The following is a 17,993-nucleotide window of genomic DNA, read 5'->3' on the forward strand; positions in this document are numbered from 1 at the left end:
ACCCCCGGAGGGCCCGTCACCCGCGTGGCCCCGCCGGAAGCGCCCCCCGCCCCCGCCGACCGTAAGGATGCGGGCATGGGTATACGCACGCTCCACCGCCGGACGGCCCAGGTGCGGGCAGCGGGCGACGCTGCCGCGCACGGTGCGCGCCGCCCGCCGGTCCCGGCCCTCTCGGCCGGCGCAAGCACCGCCCGCATCCCCGCCGACCTCGCGATGGCCGTCCAGCACACGGCCGCAGGACTCCGGCGACGCCTCACGTTCCGGGACGACACCGCCGTAGACCCCCGGGAACAGGCCAGACATCCGCAGGGACCCGCCATCACTCCCACCGGCACCCCTGTGTGGCGGCTCTGGGCCGACCTGGGGCGCGGCTACCTGGACCTCGTCCTCACCCGGCTCCCGAGGTCACCCTCCGCGCACACCATGACGGTGTTCATCGCGCCCCCGCCGGGCGGCTCGGCGTGACCGAGTCCCCCTCGGCCCTCCACCGCCCCTGACCATGCTCAGCGCGAGCCGGCGCTACGGTCCCGCCCCGCGCTGACCTCGGCCGAGCCGGCAGACCCCCCTGCGGCCGCCGGGCGCCACACGCGGACGCCGGCCGCGTACAGCAGCACGCCCAGCACCAGCCCCGCGCCCGCGCCGAAGCACAGGGTCGGGATCAGGTCCCAGGGGGTCGCCGTCGAACCCCAGTAGGCCCACCAGGTCGACGCCCGTTCCGCCGCCGCGGTCAGGGCGCAGGCGGCCAGGACGAGTCCGGCCGCCCAGCGGTCCCGTACCGACAGCTCGGGCACCCCCACCGGCTGGGTGGCCGGAACCTGTCGTAGCGCACGCACCACGAACGCGGTGATCAGCAGCGCGCCGACCGCCGAACTGCCGTACTGCAGCGCCGAGAACAGCGGCCTGCCGCCCACCTCCCGGTCGAGGACGGGGAACAGGCGTACGCCCCACCGGTCGTGGTGCGTGAACGCGTCCCACACGACGTGGGTCAGGCCGCCGAGGACCGCCGAGACGTACCACCAGGCGACCAGCGACGGGGTCGCACGCGCGCGTGGAGTGCCGCAGCGCAACAGGGTCGCCGTCCGGGCCTGGCGGGCGCGCGGGAGCAGGGCCACCAGGGGTTCGCGCAGCAGCAGCCACAGGGCGACCGTGGCCCAGGTGATCGCGACGTCGACCGTGAAGACGCCCGGGAAGGAGTGCGTGACCTCACCGAACTCCATCGCCCCGGGGACCGCACTCGCCGCGTAGTACGTCATGTCGGGGGCGAAGGAACCCGCCACCAGCACCGCCGGTACGAGACGCCCGCGCCCCCGTCCGTCGCCGCGCACGGCGGGCAGTACGGCGGCGGCATGACTCAAGGTGAACGGCAACGGGGCTCCCCGTAGGAGACATCGGCATATGGCCAAGCGGTGAATAACGGTCACGAACGGGTGCCCGTGCAAAGCAAGTTGTCGTAGGGTCGCCTGGGTCCCCGCGCAGGGGAGCACGGGCGGGCGGAGGCACCGGAACAGAAGTACACACCATCCGAAAAGCACCACGAGGGCAACCTGCGGGGCGGGTCGACCGTCACAACAGGCGCAGAGGCAACAGACAAAGACGGGCGCTCGGGCGTCCCTGGGAGGGGTTCACTCCATGACGGCGCATTTCGGCAGGCGGCTGCGCAAGGGTGCGGCGACGACGGCGGTGGCCGCGGCAGCGGTCGCGGCACTGTCCGCGTCCCAGGCTCCGGCGGTGACCGGCAGCCACAGAACGCTCGCCACCGGCCAGGCGACGCCCGACGGGAGCACCGACCACAGCGCCACCGGAGACTCGCCGTACTACACGGACCTCCCGCCCCTGAGCAGCCCCAATCCGAGCCCGAGCGCCAGCCAGTCGCCGTCCATAGGGACCCCGGTCTCGGTGGGCGAGGCCGAGGCCGGCATCCCGGCGACGATCCTCGACGCCTACAAGAAGGCCGAGACCGAACTCGCCTCCTCCAAGCCCGGCTGCAACCTGCCCTGGCAACTCCTCGCCGCCATCGGCAAGGTGGAGTCCGGCCAGGCCCGCGGCGGCCAGGTCGACGCGGACGGCACCACGACCTCCAAGATCCTGGGCCCCGCGCTCGACGGCAACGGCTTCGCGCTCATCAAGGACACCGACCACGGTCTGTACGACGGCAACAGCACGTACGACCAGGCCGTCGGACCCATGCAGTTCATCCCGTCCACCTGGGCCTGGGCGGGACGCGACGGCAACGGCGACGGGGTCAAGGACCCCAACAACGTCTACGACGCCGCACTCGCCGCCGGCCACTACCTGTGCCGCAACGACTGGAACCTGTCGACCGACGCGGGCCTGCGCAGCGCGATCCTCAGCTACAACAACTCGACGGACTACCTGAACACGGTCCTGTCCTGGCTGGAGTACTACCGCAAGGGCACCCACTCGGTCCCGGACGGCACGGGCACGGTTCCGTCGGGCCGCAGCGACGACAACTCCCCTTCGACTCCTACGACTTCGCCCTCGTCGTCGACTCCGAGCGCCCCGTCGACCCCCGACCCGACTCCGAGCAAGCCGGGCGGCACCACCAGCCCGTCCGCGCCGGCCAGCCCGACCCCGACGCCCACTCCCACGCCCACCGACACGGTGGCCAAGCTCGCGGACGCGGGTACGGCGAAGCTCACGGCGGTCGCGGGCGACCAGTTCAGCAAGAGGATCAGCACCAAGGCCCAGACCTCGGCGGGCAAGACCGTCGCCAAGGTCAGGATCCGGTTCACGATCGTCGGGACCACCGACGCCACGTTCACCGGCGGCGAGAAGGTCGCCACGGTCACCACCAACGCCTCCGGTGTGGCCGTCGCCCCGGCCCTCCAAGCCGGCGAGACCACCGGTGACTTCACCGTCCGCGCGACCGTCGTCGGCCGTACGATCGCCGGTCTCGACTACGCGGCCGGCGTCACGCCCCGCGTCGCCGACACCCTGGTCCGCACCAGCACCGCGGCGCTGACCTGCACCCCGGGCGGCGAGTTCGCCGACCAGGCCGAGGTGAAGGCCACGGAGAACGGCGCGGTCGCCGACAAGGTCGCCGCCACCGCGACCCTCATCAAGGCCGCCGACGACGCCACCGAGAACGACAAGGGCCCCTACTTCAAGGACGCGGACGGCAAGACCGTACGCACCCTCACGGGCCTGGCCACGGACGCCGACGGCCTCCTGAAGCTGCCGAAGCTGTACGCGGACGACACCACCGGCACCTTCCTGCTCCGCATCACCACCACGGGCGGCGCGACCCTCACGGTCGAACTGACCGTGGCGGCGGCCGACACCTCGTCGTCCAGCCCGAGCGCGAGCCCGAGCCCGTCCGCGTCACCGAGCGCGTAGTCCGGCCGCACGACCGTAGGAAGAGGGCGCCCTCCGCTTCGGCGGGTGGGCGCCTTCGTCGTGTCCGTACGTCGTGCGTGTGCAACGTGTTCTCATCTCGCCCGCGCGTTGCTACGGTGCCGGACCTGACGACCTATCAGTTCCTGAATCAGTCTCTGAATCAGTTGCTGAATCCATTCGGTTTCTGTCTGTCGGGAGGCTGGCATGCGTGCCCTGATCGCCGCCGCGACCGGACTCGTGCTCGCGTTCGCGCTGGTCCTGACCATCACCGCGATGGGCTCGCCGATGGGCAAGACCTCCCCGAAACCGCTGCTGACGACGGTGCCCGCGCACCCGTAAACGCTTGCGCAAGCGTTTAACTCCCTGGGATGGAGGCCGAGATGCGCCGCAAGGCCAGCCTGATCCTGCTCGCCCTCGCCGTGTTCTTCACGGCGCTGTCCCCGCTGATGCGCTGGTACGCCTTCCCGCGCCTGGCCAAGATCCCGGCGAACCAGTACCAGGACATGGTCCTGGAGGCGAAGAACGCCACCCTCCTCGACTACGGCACCATGCAGGCCAAGACGGTCCCCAAGGTCACCATCGTGCAGACCCTCAAGGGCAACGTGGAGGCCGCGAAGAAGATCGACAGGACGGCCGGCCGGGACGTCGTCGTCTGGGACGGCCTGTCCTACGTCCAGGGCCCCGACGGCAAGATGGTCTCCTCCATCCCCGAGCGCTACATCTTCGACGCGCACACCCAGGACCCCGTCCACGCCACCGGCGAGATGGTCGACGGCGACCCGGTGAAACGGGACGGCATCGAGTTCAAGTGGCCGTTCCTGACGCAGAAACGGGACTACGAGTACTTCGACGCGCAGACCCGCACCACCAACCCCATCCACTACAAGGGCACCCAGAACTTCCGCGGCGTCAAGGTCTACTACTTCGAGCAGACCATCCCCTGGACCAAGGTCCCCTTCCCGAAGACGATGCCCGTGAAGGGCATCACCCCGGAGTCCGTCGCCAAGACGGGCACCACCCGCTGGTACACCACGGTCCGCAGGTTCTGGGTCGAACCGGTCACCGGAGCACCGGTCTACGGCGAGGAGATCCACAAGGAGGAACTGCGCGGCGGCACCCTCCTGGGGGGCCGGGACAAGGTGACGGCGTTCGCCGGTGACGTGAAGATGCGCGAGGACTACATCAAGCACACCGTCGCCCTGGTGAAGTCCAACCGCACCCTCGTCCTGCTGATGGTCTCCTACCTCCCCTGGGGCTTCCTGACCCTCGGCCTGCTCCTGCTGGCCCTCTCCCTCTACCTGGAGGCCCGCGGCAGGCGCCCCGGAGACCCCGCCCCCACCGAGGTCCACGAACCGGAACCGGTCACCGCCTGAGCCGCGCGTTGGTGAACCGCGTGGCCTCGGCGGCGGCCGGATCCTCCGGCCACGGATGCTTCGGATACCGGCCCCGCAACTCGGCCCGCACGCCCTTGTAGCCGTCCTTCCAGAAGGACGCGAGATCGGCGGTGACGGCGGCGGGCCGCCCGGCGGGGGAGAGGAGATGCACGAGCACGGGCACCCCGGCGACGCTCGGCGACTCGTGAAGCCCGAACATCTCCTGCAACTTGACGGCGAGCACGGGCTGTTCAGGGTTCCCGTAGTCGATCCGGATCCTGGACCCGCTCGGCACGAGAAACCGCTCCGGAGCCAACTCGTCCAACCGCCCCGCGTCCCCCGAGGCCCACGGCAACAACCGCCGCAGCCCCTGCCCCGCGTCGATCCGTCCCAGATCCCCCCGACGCCGAGCCCGCCCCAACTCCGGCTCCAACCACTCGTCCACACGCGCGTGGAGCGCATCGTCGGACACATCGGGCCAGGGCTCCCCGACATTGAGATGCAGGAACGCCAGCCGCTGCCGCACCACTTGAGCATCGTCGGACCACCGCAACAGCCCGAACCCTTCCTGCCGCAGCCCGTCGACCAGCGCCTCCCGTACGGCAACGGGGTCGGCGTTCTTCAGAGGCCGCACCGCCAACTCGACGGCCCCGAGCCGCTCGACGCGCCGCGCCACGACATCGCCGCCGGCCCAGTGGACCTCGTCCACCTCGCTGAGCAGCGCCCCGGCCGCGAACCGGGCGATGTCCTCGTCGACCACGGCCCCGAGCTGCACGCGTGCGTGCCCCTTGCCGATGGGGCGGTCGGCCACGGCGACGGCGATCCAGGGCGCCCCGCGCAGGGCACTGGCTTCGCCGACTTCGGCACGGGTGCCGGAGACGAGGAGGTAGGAGCCTCCGTCGGCTTTGGCGACGCGTTCGGGGTAGGCGAGGGCGGCGACGAGTCCGACGGCACGGTCATCGCTTGTGACGTCCACTTCTTGAGGGGCGTAACGGGTCGGCGGGCGGGAAATCTCCCCTCCCACGGCCCGCAGCCGCCGAACTTCCGCACGCCACCGCCCGGCATAGGCGTCCCCTCCACGCCGAGCACTCCGCAAAGCCCCGGCAAGATCATCCCCGTAAGCCCGCGGCGCCTCCTCACTGAGCAGCGCGACAACCTCGGCGCCGGCCGGACCCGAGTCCAACAGGGCCCGCCCCAGCCGGGGATGGAGCCCCAGCCGGGCCAACTGCACCCCCCGAGCCGTGGCCCGCCCACCCGGGTCGACGGCACCCACGGCGGCCAACACACCCCGCGCCGCCGCCATCGCCCCGGAGGGAGGGGCGTCCAGCAGCGCCAGCCCCGACGCCCCAGGATCCCCCCAGCACGCCGCCTGCAGGGCGAACGCCGTCAGATCGGCCACCTTGATCTCCGGCGCCGGAAACCGCGGCAGACGGGAATCCTCGGCCTCGGCCCAGCACCGGTACACCGCCCCCGGCGCCTCACGCCCGGCCCGCCCCGCCCGCTGCCGCCCGGCAGCCTGCGACGCCCGTACCGTCGCCAACGCGCTCAGCCCGCGCGCGTGATCGACCCGCGGCTCCCGCGCCAACCCCGAGTCGACGACCACCCGTACACCGGGAATCGTCAGCGAGGACTCCGCCACGGACGTCGCGAGCACGACCCGCCGCCGCGCCCCGGGGGACAGCACCGCGTCCTGCACGGCGGCCGGTGCCCGCCCGTGCACCTGGAGCACCTCGGCCCCGCCCAGGTCGCCCAACTGCCCGGCCACGCGCGCGATTTCCCCCACGCCCGGCAGAAAGCACAGCACGTCCCCGTCCCGCTCGCCCAGCGCCCGCCGTACCGTCGACGCCACGTGCGTGAGCAGCGCCGGGTCCACGCGCATCCCGTGGGGAGGCCGTACGGGACGTACCGGAGGCGTCCAGAGGACCTCCACCGGGTACGCGACACCCTCCGCCTCGACCACCGGCGCATCGCCCAACAGCCGGGCCCAGCCCTGCGCGTCGGTGGTCGCCGAGGCCGCGACCAGCCGCAACTCGGGCCGCAGGGCCTCCCGTACGTCGATCAGGAAGGCGGCCACCGTGTCCGCGTCCAGGTGCCGCTCGTGGCACTCGTCCAGGATCACGGCGTCGACGCCCGCCAACTCCTGGTCGCGCTGCAGCCGTTGGAGCAGCACGCCGGTCGTGACGACCTCCACGCGTGCGTGCCGTCCGACGACCCGCTCGCCGCGCACGGTGTAGCCGACGCTCTCGCCGACCTTCTCGCCCAGCAGCCACGCCATACGCCGGGCCGCCGCCCGCGCCGCGATCCGCCGCGGTTCGGCGACGACCACCCGCCGCGCGGGCCCCTCGTTCCCCTCGCCGAGCAGCCCGGCCAGCGCGAGCGGCACCAGCGTCGTCTTGCCGGTGCCGGGCGGCGCGACGAGCACGGCCGCACCGCCCGCCTCCAGGGCGGCGTCGAGTCCGGGCAGGGCACTGCGGACGGGCAGCGCGTCGAGGGCGTCGTAGCGGATCACGACCCCAGTGTCGTACGCCGTGCGAAACGACCTCTACGCGCGCGTGCCCGCGTTCCGTCAGCCCCTGAGTGGTTCTACCGGTCGCGTTCGCACACGAAGATCGTCGTCCCGGGGATCAGGTTGCCGCGCAGGGGCGACCAGCCGCCCCACTCGGCCGTGTTCCAGGACGGCCACTCCGGCTCGACCAGGTCCACCAGGCGCAGGTCCGCCGCCACGATGTCCCGGACGCGGTCACCGAGGGTGCGGTGGTGCTCCACGTAGACCGCGCTGCCGTCGTCGGCCTGCTCGACGTACGGCGTGCGGTCGAAGTAGGAGGCGGAGACCGTCAGGCCTTCTGGGCCCGGTTCGTCGGGGAAGGCCCAGCGGATCGGGTGCGTGGTCGAGAAGACGAACCGGCCGCCGGGCCGCAGCACCCGGCGCACCTCGCGCAGCACCAGCACCGGGTCGGCGACGAACGGCAGTGCCCCGTACGCCGAGCAGGCCAGGTCGAAGGACTCGTCCGCGAAGGGCAGCGCGCCGGCGTCGGCGCACACCAGAGGGAACGATCCGCCGATCCGCAGCGCGTGCTGGAGCTGGCGGTGGGAGAGGTCCAGGGCGACCGGGCGGGCACCCTGGGCGGTCAGCCAGCGCGAGCACTGGGCCGCGCCGGCGCCGATCTCCAGGACGTCCTTGCCCTTCAGTTCCTCGGGCGGGCCGAGGAGTTCGGCCTCCACCTCGTCGAGGCCCTCCGGGCCCCACACGAAGCGGTCGTCGCCGAGGAACGTGCCGTGCTCGACCTGGTAGTCGTCCGCGTTCCGGTCCCACCAGCCCCGGTTGGCCCGGGAACTCTCGGTGACGTCGGCGTCACGTCGGGTGGCTTCCGGCTCGAACGCATCGGGCTCTTGGATGATCGGCTCCCTCGTCGTACTCTTCCGTCACCTCTACGGTGCGGCTGTCCCCGGCGGCGTCACTGAAGGGGTGGTTCAGGCCTGCGTGGCCTCGCGGGACACGTTTTGTGCCGGGTATGCGGCGATCCGCCCCGGGTGTGCGCCTTCGCGCATTGACCCTGCCTGGCTGCCCCCGTATGCTACAAGTTGCGCTGCGGGCCTGCGCACCTCAGACGTAGCAGGTTGCGCTCGCATCTGTATGTATGTCCCCTCGGTTTTCGAGGCGCCACCGGACACCTGGTGTTCCGGATCGGCGCTTCCTTGGCTGTCCGGCCTTCTGCAGAGCGAAGCGAAAAAGGCTCTCGGCGTGAGCAGTACCTACGACTTCAATGTCCGTACCGGAGCCCTTTCCCACATGACGAGCAGCACCGAGACCACCGCCACCACCCCGCAGGTAGCGGTCAACGACATCGGTAACGAGGAAGCCTTCCTCGCCGCGATCGACGAGACGATCAAGTACTTCAACGACGGCGACATCGTCGACGGCGTCATCGTGAAGGTCGACCGGGACGAGGTCCTGCTCGACATCGGTTACAAGACCGAAGGTGTCATCCCGAGCCGCGAGCTCTCGATCAAGCACGACGTCGACCCGAACGAGGTCGTCAAGGTCGGCGACGAGATCGAAGCCCTTGTTCTCCAGAAGGAGGACAAGGAAGGCCGCCTGATCCTCTCGAAGAAGCGCGCCCAGTACGAGCGCGCCTGGGGCACCATCGAGAAGATCAAGGAAGAGGACGGCATCGTCACCGGTACCGTCATCGAGGTCGTCAAGGGTGGACTCATCCTCGACATCGGCCTCCGTGGCTTCCTGCCGGCTTCTCTCGTCGAGATGCGCCGTGTCCGCGACCTCCAGCCCTACGTGGGCAAGGAGCTCGAGGCCAAGATCATCGAGCTGGACAAGAACCGCAACAACGTGGTCCTGTCCCGCCGTGCCTGGCTGGAGCAGACCCAGTCCGAGGTCCGCCAGACGTTCCTCACGACCCTCCAGAAGGGTCAGGTCCGCTCCGGCGTGGTTTCCTCGATCGTCAACTTCGGTGCCTTCGTGGACCTGGGTGGCGTCGACGGTCTGGTCCACGTCTCCGAGCTGTCCTGGAAGCACATCGACCACCCCTCCGAGGTTGTCGAGGTCGGCCAGGAAGTCACCGTCGAGGTCCTCGACGTGGACATGGACCGCGAGCGCGTCTCCCTGTCGCTGAAGGCGACCCAGGAAGACCCGTGGCAGCAGTTCGCCCGCACCCACCAGATCGGCCAGGTCGTGCCCGGAAAGGTCACGAAGCTGGTTCCGTTCGGTGCGTTCGTCCGCGTGGACGAGGGCATCGAGGGTCTGGTGCACATCTCCGAGCTGGCCGAGCGCCACGTGGAGATCCCGGAGCAGGTCGTCCAGGTCAACGACGAGATCTTCGTCAAGGTCATCGACATCGACCTCGAGCGCCGTCGCATCAGCCTCTCGCTGAAGCAGGCCAACGAGGCCTTCGGTGCCGACCCGGCGACGGTCGACTTCGACCCGACGCTGTACGGCATGGCCGCGTCGTACGACGACCAGGGCAACTACATCTACCCCGAGGGCTTCGACCCCGAGACCAACGACTGGCTCGAGGGCTTCGAGTCCCAGCGTGAGGTGTGGGAGACCCAGTACGCCGAGGCGCAGCAGCGCTTCGAGCAGCACCAGGCGCAGGTCATCAAGTCCCGCGAGGCCGACGCCCAGGCGGCGGCCGAGGGCGTCGACACGGCGGGTGCGGCTCCGGCCGCGGCCGGTGGTGGCGGCGGCGGCGGTTCGTACTCCTCCGAGGGTGCGGACACCTCCGGTGCGCTGGCGTCCGACGAGGCGCTTGCCGCGCTGCGTGAGAAGCTGGCGGGTGGGCAGAGCTGAACGCCCACTGAGCTGTAGCTCTTGATTGAGGGGCCGTACCTTTCGGGGTGCGGTCCCTCAGTCGTGTGCGTCGCCGGTCGTAATGCGGCTGCGGGTCCGTCGTGGCTGGTCGCGCAGTTCCCCGCGCCCCTGCCTGGGTTTCCCTCGACTTTGTAGAAACGTGCGGGATACATCAGTAACTGCCGGGCCGTAACTGGGTGTTGGGAGGCTTCCTCGGTCATTCATGATCGGAAAGGGGAGCCGGACCATGGCAAGTAACCAGAGCCGACGTGCTTTTCTGCGGAACGTGGGTCTCACCGGTGGCGCGGGCACGATGTTCGCCACCATGGGGGCCCTCGGACTCGCCCCCACCGCGCAGGCCGCCCAGCGGGAGCAGCCCTTCCGTGCGCTGAGCGCGAGCGACTTCCATCTCACCGGACGCGGCGCTGCGAAGGTCGTGATCGTCGGTGGTGGCATCGCCGGACTGACCACGGCGTACGAACTGGGCAAGGCCGGCTACGACTGTACGATCCTGGAGGCCAGGGACCGTACCGGCGGCCGTAACTTCACCGTCCGGGGCGGGGACACGACGACCGACCTGTACGGCAACCGGCAGACCGCCCGTTTCGCCGACGGCCACTACATGAACTGCGGCCCCGCGCGGATCCCGCAGTGGATGGTCACCCTCGACTACTGCCGTGAACTCGGCGTCCCCATCCAGGTGTTCACCAACGTCAACGCGGACGCGTACATCTACAACGAGTCCACCGGCATGACCAAGCCCGAGCGCTACCGCACCGCCAAGGCCGATGTCTACGGCTATGTCTCGGAGTTGCTCGCCAAGGCCACCGACAAGGGCGCCCTGGACAAGGAGTTGACCGCCACCGACCAGGAGAGGCTCGTCGAGTTCCTCAAGGGCTGGGGAGAGCTCGGGGACAAACTGACCTATGAAGGTGGTGACTTCCGCGGGTACTCGACCGTTCCGGCCGCCGCGGGCACCCCTGGTGTGCTGCTCGGGGACGTGCCCAGCGCCTCCGAGGTGTTCGCCAGCGGTGTCGGCCGCTACTTCTCCTTCGAATTCGGCTTCGACCAGGCCATGTTGATGTTCCAGCCGGTCGGCGGCATGGACCAGATACCCAAGGCCCTCACCCGGGCGATCGGCGCGCACCGCATCCGTACGGGAGCGGCCGTCTCGAAAATCACCGACAAGGGGAGTGGCATTTCCGTCACCTACACCCAGGGCGGCCGTACGAAGGTGATCGAGGCCGACTACTGCGTCGGCGCCCTGCCGCCCAACATCCTCTCCAAGATCCCGCACAACCTCGGCACCGGCGTCCAGACCGCGCTGGAGGCGATCACCCCGTCGTCCGCCGCGAAGATCGGCCTGGAGTACAAGTCCCGTTGGTGGGAGCTGGATCACCGGATCTACGGCGGTATCACCGAGACCGACCAGGACGTCACCCACATCTGGCACCCTTCTTACGGCTTCCACGGTGAGCGGGGCGTCCTGATCGGGTACTACAACTACGACGACGACGCGGACTCCTACGCGAAGCTCACCCCCAAGGGGCGGGAAGAGCGGGCGGTGGCCGTGGGCGTGAAGATCTACGGCGAGAAGTACCGCAGCGAGCTGGCCTCGTCCTTCTCCCACCACTGGCGTCAGACGCCCCACCTGGAGGCCGCGTGGCACGACACCCCCGGTGGCCCCGACGACGCCCGCTACAAGCCGCTCAACGACCCCACCGGACGCGTCTACTTCGCCGGCGACTGGCTCAGCTACACCGACGCCTGGCAGCACGGCGCGTTCTCCTCCGCCCGCAAGGCCGTGACCGCACTCCACGCGCGCGTGCTGTCCTCGTGACGTGGACGCCCACCTGGTGACACAGGGGAGCGGTGCATGAAAAGCCCGTAAGAGGTGCCTGATCAGGGGCATGGGCGGGAATGCCCATGCCCTGGAGGGCGTTGTGCAGTACGAACACGAGGAGGAGCGGTCACTGTGCTTGATCCGCAGGGTTTGTACGCATGGGAGCCGAAGGGCCTGGCAGTCGTCGACATGGCGCTCGCACAGGAGTCGGCCGGTCTTGTCATGCTCTACCACTTCGACGGATACATCGACGCGGGCGAGACCGGCGACCAGATCGTCGAACGTCTGCTCGATACATTGCCCCACCAGCTCGTGGCCAGCTTCGACCACGACCGGCTCGTCGACTACCGCGCCCGCCGCCCGCTGCTCACCTTCAAGCGGGACCGCTGGACCGACTACGAAGAGCCCACCCTGGACGTACGACTGGTCCAGGACGCCACCGGAGCCCCCTTCCTGCTCCTCTCCGGCCCCGAGCCGGACGTCGAGTGGGAGCGCTTCGCCGCGGCCGTCCAGCAGATCGTGGAGCGGCTCGGCGTCCGGCTGTCCGTGAACTTCCACGGCATCCCCATGGGCGTCCCGCACACCCGGCCCGTCGGCGTCACCCCGCACGGCAACCGCAACGACCTCGTCCCCGGGCACCGCAGCCCCTTCGACGAGGCGCAGGTCCCCGGTAGCGCCGAGGCGCTCGTCGAGTACCGCCTCATGGAGGCCGGTCACGACGTCCTGGGCGTCGCCGCACACGTCCCGCACTACATCGCCCGCTCGCCCTACCCGGACGCGGCCCTGACCGTCCTGGAGGCCATCACGGCGGGCACCGGACTGGTCCTCCCGGGCATCGCGCACTCCCTGCGCACCGAGGCCCACCGCACCCAGACCGAGATCGACCGGCAGATCCAGGAGGGCGACGAGGAGCTCGTGGCGCTCGTCCAGGGCCTGGAGCACCAGTACGACGCCGCCGCGGGCGCCGAGAGCCGCGGCAACATGCTCGCCGAGCCCGTCGAGATCCCCTCGGCGGACGAGATCGGGCAGGAGTTCGAGCGCTTCCTGGCGGAGCGCGAGGGCGACAACTAGGGCGAGGGCGGTTGCCGCCGGTCACCGCGTGCCCTGTCAGTGACAGGCCGTAGGCTTCGGTCCATGCTGAAGGTCGGCCTCACCGGGGGCATCGGTGCCGGTAAGAGTGAAGTGTCGCGGCTGCTCGTGGGGCACGGCGCCGTGCTGATCGACGCCGACCGCATCGCGCGCGAGGTGGTCGCGCCCGGAACTCCGGGGCTCGCGGCGGTCGTCGAGGCCTTCGGGGAGGACGTGCTCGGCGAGGACGGCGCCCTGGACCGGCCGAAGCTGGGCTCCATCGTCTTCGCCGACCCCGAGAAGCTGGCCGTGCTCAACGAGATCGTGCACCCCCTGGTCGGCAGGCGGTCCCGCGAGCTCGAATCGGCCGCGGCCGACGACTCCGTAGTGATCCACGACGTCCCCCTCCTCGCCGAGAACGCCCTCACCGCGCTGTACGACCTGGTGATCGTCGTCGACGCGAGCCCCGAGACCCAGCTCGACCGGCTGGTCAGGCTGCGCGGGATGACCGAGGACGACGCACGCGCGCGTATGGCCGCCCAGGCGACGCGCGAGAAGCGGCTCGCCATCGCCGACATCGTCATCGACAACGACGTACCCCTGGAGGCGCTGGAGCGGCGCGTGCGGGACGTATGGGCCGAACTCGTGCGCAGGGCGCGCGCGCCCCAGCAGCCCCCTCAGGAATAGCGGCCCTTTCCGCGGGCGTTGAAACGTCCGAGTGAGGGAAGGACTTTGCCGTGCCCGAGAACAGCGGAACGACCGGACGTACTCCGGAGACGCATGTCATCGACTTCCGCGCCGCCGAGCAACTGCTCGACGCGCGGGACCCGCGGGGCGCGGTGAAGCTGCTCGACCGCGTCATCGACGCGCACCCGGAGAACACCGCCGCGCGCCTGCTGCGCGCGCGTGCCTTCTTCGCGGCCGCGCAACTGCGACCGGCCGAGCTGGAGTTCACCATCGTCCTGGAGCGCGAGCCGGACAACGCCTTCGCGCACTTCGCGCTCGCCCGCACCTACGAGCGACAGGGCCGCGCCGACCAGGCCAAACGCCACTTCCGGCTGGCCGCCGCGCTCGATCCGAAACCGCAGTACCTGAAGGCGGCCCGGTTCGAGGAGTAGGCGCACGCCCGTAGAGCGCGCTCGCGCACGTCAGGGGTGGCGGTGCTCCGGCGGCCGGTACGGCGGGACGTCCGGGCCCGGCTGGTAGTGCGGGCCCTGGCGCATGTGTCTGAGGATCATGGTCATGTCGATCGTGACGATCAGCCACAGCACCGCGCAGGCCGCCGCCCACCCGGGGCGGCCGGCGAGCGCGAACGCGACCGTGCCGAAGATCGTCCAGACCAGCCCCCAGACGCTCAGCCAGAACCGCGTCCGCAGCGGACTGCGCGCGGTCGTCGGCTCACTGCCTGTACGCATCGGGATCACTACTCCTCCTTGCAACGTACTCTTCGGCTCGGACGTTCTCCACAGGGCTCCACAAGGCTCCACAGGGAGGGGAAGCGCATCGTGCTGCCGGACGCCGACGAACTGCCCGAGGTCCTGCTCGACCTCGCCGTACCCCATGAGGACATCAACGAACTGGTGCGACTGCGCCGGGTGTTGACGCGGGACACCGACGCGACGCGGCTCCTGGAGGAGTGCGTCGGCGAGCTGATCAAGGACATCGGGGAGCACGGTCACTGGACCCGGCTCACCGAGCTGCTCCTGGCCCGGCTGCCCGAGGCCCCGCCCGAGATCGGCGGCTACTTCCCCGTGTACGTGTTCGTCGCCGCGCTGCCCGCCACGCGCGCGTACCACCGCGAACGCGGCATCCCCGCCGACGTCTCCCGGCGCACCCTCGCCGACCTGGGACGCAACATCGCGGTGCACCACAAGCGGTTCGGCGGGCCGGGGCTGCCGTTCCCGCAGTGGCTCGTCCCGCACTTCCGCGGTGAGCTGTACCAGCTGGGGCGGCTGCAGTTCGAGCGGGCGCGGCTCGGTGAGCGCAGTGCGCAGGCGCTCACGGCGGCCGGGCTGGACGCGGCGCCCGGGGTGCCCTGCCTGAACCTGCACATCCCCGACTTCTCCGGGCCGCTCACCCCGGCCGCGTGCGAGCGCTCGCTGGAGCTGGCCCGCGCGTTCTTCGCCCGGCACTTTCCCGAGGAGCGTCACGAGGTCGCGATCTGCCACTCCTGGCTGCTCGACCCGCAGTTGAAGCGGTACCTCCCGGCCGAGTCCAACATCGTCCGCTTCCAGGAACGGTTCCGGGTGATCCGCGAGGACACGGAGCCGGCCGACACCGAGCCGGTGCAGTTCGTGTTCGGGCATCCCGAACTGGCGGTGGAGAGCCTGCCGCGGCGCACGTCCGTGGAGCGGGCCGTCGGGGATCATCTGCGGGCGGGTGGGAACTGGTACATCGGGCACGGGTGGTTTCCGCTCTGATCCCGGCTCGGCTTCGGCCCCCACAGCTGCCTTTCTGACCAACCGTTGCTTCTCTGAAGGGAATTGACTCGTACGGGTGAATCAGTGCGAGTCGGGAACGGGTGTGCGGACGTGGTCCGTTGGACGGGCATGCGAATCGAAATGCGTGAGGGATACGAGGGGACAGGACCCGGGGCGATCACCCCGGACGGCTGCGCGGTCGAGCTGTACTCGCGGCTGTCGATCGGTCAGGAGCCGGAGATCATCGCTGCGGCTGTGCCGGCGGGTGCGCGGATCCTGGAGCTGGGCAGCGGGGTGGGGCGGATGACCCACCCCCTCCTGGAGCGCGGGTTCACGGTCACGGCAGTCGACGAATCCGCCGAGATGCTGGAGCGGGTCAAGGGCGCGCGCACGATATGCAGCCCGATCGAGAACCTCGATCTGGGCGAGACCTTCGACGTGGTGATGCTCGCGTCGTTCCTGGTGCACGCCGGGGACGCCGAGGTGCGGCGCGGACTGTTGCGGACCTGCGTACGGCATGTCGCGCCGGGCGGCTGCGTGCTGATCCAGCGGGAGGGCGAGGACTACCACACGAACCTGCCGCGCGAGCGGATCGATCCCAGTGGCTTCACCGTGCGGATGGTGTCGGCGGAGCCGGTCGGGGACGGGGTCGACTCGGTGCGTGCGGAGTATGTGTTCCCGGACGCGGTCTGGACCCAGACGTTCCTGTCCCGGCCGCTCACGAAGGACCAGTTCGAGGAGGCGCTGGCGGAGGCGGGACTGAGAGTGGACAGCTATCTGACGCCGGACCGGATATGGGTGAGGGCGGTGCCGGTGGCTGCGACGCCGGCGGACTAGCGGAGGAAGTCTCTTTCGGTGGCGATGAGTTCGAGGGCGAGGGTCGGTCTACCTCTGTGACAGCAACACGGACCGCTTCCCACAGGAGAACCTCATGTCCGAGACCGTCGCTTCCGCCACCTCCCGCACCGTCGTCGCCGAGTCCGCGACCACGCGCGGTCGCCGTGCCCGGATCGCGCTGCGTGCCCTCCAGGTGCTGATCGCCCTGTTCTACGGCGTCGCGAGTGCGCTGCCCAAGCTGATCGCGAACTCGTCGGCCGTGGAGTCCTTCGACAAGATCGGCTGGGGCAGCGGGGCCATGTACACGATCGGCGCGCTCGAACTGGCCGGAGCCGTCGGGCTGTTGGTCCCGCTGCTGCAGTCGGTGGCGGCGACGGCGCTCAGCGCGCTGATGGTGGGTGCGTTCGTCGTCCAGATGACCGTGTTCCACGGTGTGAACGCGGCGACACCGTTGATCCTGATCATTCCGCTCGCCCTGATCGCCTGGGCACGGCGGGGGCAGAACGCGGAGTTGCTGCGGGTGGTACGACGGCGGGCGTGATCCGTACAGCCACAGCTATGGCTATGGCTATGGCTGAGCGCAGGGTGACGGTGGCGTCCGGTGGGCCGAGGGGCCTGGGCCGGACGTCACCGTTGCGGGTCGCGTCGGGTACTGCGGCGTGCGTCTCGACGGGTGTCCCGGTCCCGGTGGGTGTCGGGAGCGGCGGTGGGGTCGGGGGCGGCGCCGGGGAGGCCGCGCAGGCGTTCCAGGTCGCGGCGGTCGCGCTTGGTGGGGCGGCCGGTGCCGCGGTCGCGGATGCCGGCCGGGGCGACGGCCTCGCGGGGCGGGGGCGGCGGGGAGTTGTCCACGTAGCACTGGACGGCGACCGGAGGGCCGACCCGTTTGCGGATGACCTGCTTCACGATGACGACGCGCTCGCGGCCCTCGTGACGGAGGCGCACCTCGTCGCCGACGTGGACGGAGTGGGCGGGCTTCACCCGCTCACCGTTGACACGGACGTGGCCGCCCTTGCAGGCGGCGGCGCCCATGGAACGGGTCTTGACCAGACGGACGGACCAGATCCAGCTGTCGACGCGGACGCTCGCACCGTTCGCGGGACCGGCGGCCTTGGCCGCGGCCACGGCATCGCTGTGCGGCTCAGCCGCAGGGCTCTGGGGCGCGTCGGTGTTCCGGCTCGTGGTGGTCGCGCCGGTTCCGTTGTCGCCGTCGGTCTCGTCCGCACCCTCGGAAGCCATGCCCCGACTTTAGTACCCCGAGGCGAACGGCTCCGGCGGGTTTCGGCCGCCGACCTGAACACGGGGCTCCTGGCTACGCCGGGCCTGCGGGCTCCGGCTCCGGTGTGTGGCCAGGGTTGCGGCTTCGGTTCCGGTCCTGGCTCCAGTCTTGGTTCCGGCGCGGGTCCAGTCTTGGTGTGTGGCCACGACTGTCGCTCCGGTTCTGGCCCTGGCTCCAGCCTCGGCTCCGGCCCGGGGCTGGTCCTGGCAGTCCTAGTAGTCCTGGCCTGTGACCACGCGGCTGCGGCTCCGGCCCTGGCCCCAGCTTCGGTTCCGTCCCGGGTCCAGCCCGGCCCGTGCCCGGCGTGCTACTCGTCTCCGACCCTCGGCCTTGGCCCCCGGCACTGAGATCCGGCTCCGGCCTCGCTCCCTCCCCGGGCCCGTGGCCTCGCCCCCCACCCCGCGGCCCCCAACCCCCCAACCCCCAACCCGCGGTCTCCCGCCCCCGACCTGCGGTCTCACCCCGCCCGGCACTAGTCTCCCCGGCGCAGGCCCGAGGCCCGCGCCCCTGGAACCCC

The 17,993-nt window shown here is 70.6% G+C and carries 17 protein-coding genes; 12 read left to right on the forward strand and 5 right to left on the reverse strand.

The genetic code is table 11. The annotated features are described in order from the left end of the window. Window positions 1-75 precede the first annotated feature (75 nt). The gene (locus tag OO69_RS47140) at window positions 76-465 is read left to right on the forward strand and encodes a hypothetical protein (RefSeq protein WP_051801836.1); all 390 of its coding nucleotides are present in this window, start codon (window positions 76-78) and stop codon (window positions 463-465) included. 38 nt (window positions 466-503) lie between these two features. On the opposite strand, the gene OO69_RS47145 is transcribed toward OO69_RS47140, so the two are convergent. After that, window positions 504-1,367: a DUF4184 family protein gene (locus OO69_RS47145; RefSeq protein ID WP_033287213.1), complete on the reverse strand. Its 864-nt coding sequence runs from the start codon at window positions 1,365-1,367 to the stop codon at window positions 504-506. Window positions 1,368-1,629: 262 nt separating this feature from the next. On the opposite strand from OO69_RS47145, the gene OO69_RS47150 reads away from it, so the two are divergent. The 3 genes from OO69_RS47150 (at window position 1,630) to OO69_RS47155 (ending at window position 4,730) form a co-directional block, all read left to right on the forward strand. Further along, window positions 1,630-3,357 (forward strand): lytic transglycosylase domain-containing protein, encoded by a 1,728-nt coding sequence (locus OO69_RS47150; RefSeq protein ID WP_033287214.1) that lies wholly within the window; start codon window positions 1,630-1,632, stop codon window positions 3,355-3,357. A 204-nt stretch (window positions 3,358-3,561) separates the two neighbouring features. Then, window positions 3,562-3,696, forward strand: a complete 135-nt coding sequence (locus tag OO69_RS51755) for an SPW_0924 family protein (RefSeq protein WP_106437209.1) — start codon at window positions 3,562-3,564, stop codon at window positions 3,694-3,696. Window positions 3,697-3,737: 41 nt separating this feature from the next. Further along, window positions 3,738-4,730 carry a DUF3068 domain-containing protein gene (locus OO69_RS47155; protein ID WP_033287215.1) on the forward strand — a complete coding sequence of 331 codons (993 nt, stop codon included), beginning with the start codon at window positions 3,738-3,740 and terminating at the stop codon, window positions 4,728-4,730. On the opposite strand, the gene hrpB is transcribed toward OO69_RS47155, so the two are convergent. Both hrpB and OO69_RS47165 read right to left on the reverse strand, forming a co-directional pair. Next, window positions 4,720-7,239, reverse strand: coding sequence for an ATP-dependent helicase HrpB (gene hrpB, locus OO69_RS47160; RefSeq protein ID WP_033287216.1), 2,520 nt, complete (start codon window positions 7,237-7,239; stop codon window positions 4,720-4,722). The two genes, OO69_RS47155 and hrpB, sit on opposite strands and share 11 nt — an antisense overlap. A 74-nt stretch (window positions 7,240-7,313) precedes the next feature. Further along, a complete protein-coding gene (locus OO69_RS47165; protein WP_106971246.1) occupies window positions 7,314-8,129 on the reverse strand; it encodes a class I SAM-dependent methyltransferase in 816 nt (271 codons plus the stop codon). 391 nt (window positions 8,130-8,520) lie between these two features. On the opposite strand from OO69_RS47165, the gene rpsA reads away from it, so the two are divergent. The 5 genes from rpsA to OO69_RS47190 all read left to right on the forward strand — a co-directional run bounded on the left by rpsA (window position 8,521) and on the right by OO69_RS47190 (window position 14,061). Next, window positions 8,521-10,032 carry a 30S ribosomal protein S1 gene (gene rpsA / locus OO69_RS47170; RefSeq protein WP_019065294.1) on the forward strand — a complete coding sequence of 504 codons (1,512 nt, stop codon included), beginning with the start codon at window positions 8,521-8,523 and terminating at the stop codon, window positions 10,030-10,032. 313 nt (window positions 10,033-10,345) lie between these two features. Beyond that, window positions 10,346-11,872, forward strand: coding sequence for a flavin monoamine oxidase family protein (locus tag OO69_RS47175; protein ID WP_199811169.1), 1,527 nt, complete (start codon window positions 10,346-10,348; stop codon window positions 11,870-11,872). A gap of 135 nt (window positions 11,873-12,007) precedes the next feature. Next, window positions 12,008-12,946 carry a PAC2 family protein gene (locus OO69_RS47180; protein WP_033287219.1) on the forward strand — a complete coding sequence of 313 codons (939 nt, stop codon included), beginning with the start codon at window positions 12,008-12,010 and terminating at the stop codon, window positions 12,944-12,946. A gap of 63 nt (window positions 12,947-13,009) precedes the next feature. Next, entirely contained in the window at window positions 13,010-13,630 is a 621-nt protein-coding gene (gene coaE, locus OO69_RS47185) for a dephospho-CoA kinase (RefSeq protein WP_033287220.1), read from the forward strand. A gap of 50 nt (window positions 13,631-13,680) precedes the next feature. Next, the gene (locus OO69_RS47190; protein ID WP_033287221.1) at window positions 13,681-14,061 is read left to right on the forward strand and encodes a tetratricopeptide repeat protein; all 381 of its coding nucleotides are present in this window, start codon (window positions 13,681-13,683) and stop codon (window positions 14,059-14,061) included. 30 nt (window positions 14,062-14,091) lie between these two features. Here the strand turns inward: OO69_RS47190 and OO69_RS47195 are convergent, their stop codons facing one another. Further along, the gene (locus OO69_RS47195) at window positions 14,092-14,358 is read right to left on the reverse strand and encodes a DUF6343 family protein (protein ID WP_033287227.1); all 267 of its coding nucleotides are present in this window, start codon (window positions 14,356-14,358) and stop codon (window positions 14,092-14,094) included. A gap of 90 nt (window positions 14,359-14,448) precedes the next feature. Here OO69_RS47195 and OO69_RS47200 point away from each other — a divergent pair, with 90 nt between their 5' ends. From OO69_RS47200 to OO69_RS47210, 3 genes are all read left to right on the forward strand, one after another. Continuing rightward, the gene (locus OO69_RS47200; RefSeq protein WP_033287222.1) at window positions 14,449-15,363 is read left to right on the forward strand and encodes an acyltransferase domain-containing protein; all 915 of its coding nucleotides are present in this window, start codon (window positions 14,449-14,451) and stop codon (window positions 15,361-15,363) included. 141 nt (window positions 15,364-15,504) lie between these two features. Continuing rightward, on the forward strand, window positions 15,505-16,200 hold the full coding sequence (locus OO69_RS47205) for a class I SAM-dependent methyltransferase (protein ID WP_033287223.1): 696 nt from the start codon (window positions 15,505-15,507) through the stop codon (window positions 16,198-16,200). Between the two features lie 94 nt (window positions 16,201-16,294). Beyond that, window positions 16,295-16,741, forward strand: a complete 447-nt coding sequence (locus tag OO69_RS47210; protein WP_033287224.1) for a DoxX family protein — start codon at window positions 16,295-16,297, stop codon at window positions 16,739-16,741. Between the two features lie 86 nt (window positions 16,742-16,827). Here the strand turns inward: OO69_RS47210 and OO69_RS47215 are convergent, their stop codons facing one another. Next, on the reverse strand, window positions 16,828-17,436 hold the full coding sequence (locus OO69_RS47215; protein ID WP_033287225.1) for an RNA-binding S4 domain-containing protein: 609 nt from the start codon (window positions 17,434-17,436) through the stop codon (window positions 16,828-16,830). Window positions 17,437-17,993 lie beyond the last annotated feature (557 nt).

The sequence above is a fragment of the Streptomyces sp. NRRL F-525 genome (assembly GCF_000716605.1).
Lineage (GTDB): Bacteria > Actinomycetota > Actinomycetes > Streptomycetales > Streptomycetaceae > Streptomyces.

Bases quoted from the DNA above. Each gene is read 5' to 3' on its own strand.
- OO69_RS47175 (WP_199811169.1), top strand. From the start codon at position 10,346: ATGTTCGCCACCATGGGGGCCCTCGGACTCGCCCCCACCGCGCAGGCC.
- OO69_RS47195 (WP_033287227.1), bottom strand. From the start codon at position 14,358: ATGCGTACAGGCAGTGAGCCGACGACCGCGCGCAGTCCGCTGCGGACG.
- OO69_RS47215 (WP_033287225.1), bottom strand. From the start codon at position 17,436: ATGGCTTCCGAGGGTGCGGACGAGACCGACGGCGACAACGGAACCGGC.
- OO69_RS47140 (WP_051801836.1), top strand. From the start codon at position 76: ATGGGTATACGCACGCTCCACCGCCGGACGGCCCAGGTGCGGGCAGCG.
- OO69_RS51755 (WP_106437209.1), top strand. From the start codon at position 3,562: ATGCGTGCCCTGATCGCCGCCGCGACCGGACTCGTGCTCGCGTTCGCG.
- coaE (WP_033287220.1), top strand. From the start codon at position 13,010: ATGCTGAAGGTCGGCCTCACCGGGGGCATCGGTGCCGGTAAGAGTGAA.
- OO69_RS47150 (WP_033287214.1), top strand. From the start codon at position 1,630: ATGACGGCGCATTTCGGCAGGCGGCTGCGCAAGGGTGCGGCGACGACG.
- OO69_RS47205 (WP_033287223.1), top strand. From the start codon at position 15,505: ATGCGTGAGGGATACGAGGGGACAGGACCCGGGGCGATCACCCCGGAC.
- OO69_RS47210 (WP_033287224.1), top strand. From the start codon at position 16,295: ATGTCCGAGACCGTCGCTTCCGCCACCTCCCGCACCGTCGTCGCCGAG.
- rpsA (WP_019065294.1), top strand. From the start codon at position 8,521: ATGACGAGCAGCACCGAGACCACCGCCACCACCCCGCAGGTAGCGGTC.
- OO69_RS47155 (WP_033287215.1), top strand. From the start codon at position 3,738: ATGCGCCGCAAGGCCAGCCTGATCCTGCTCGCCCTCGCCGTGTTCTTC.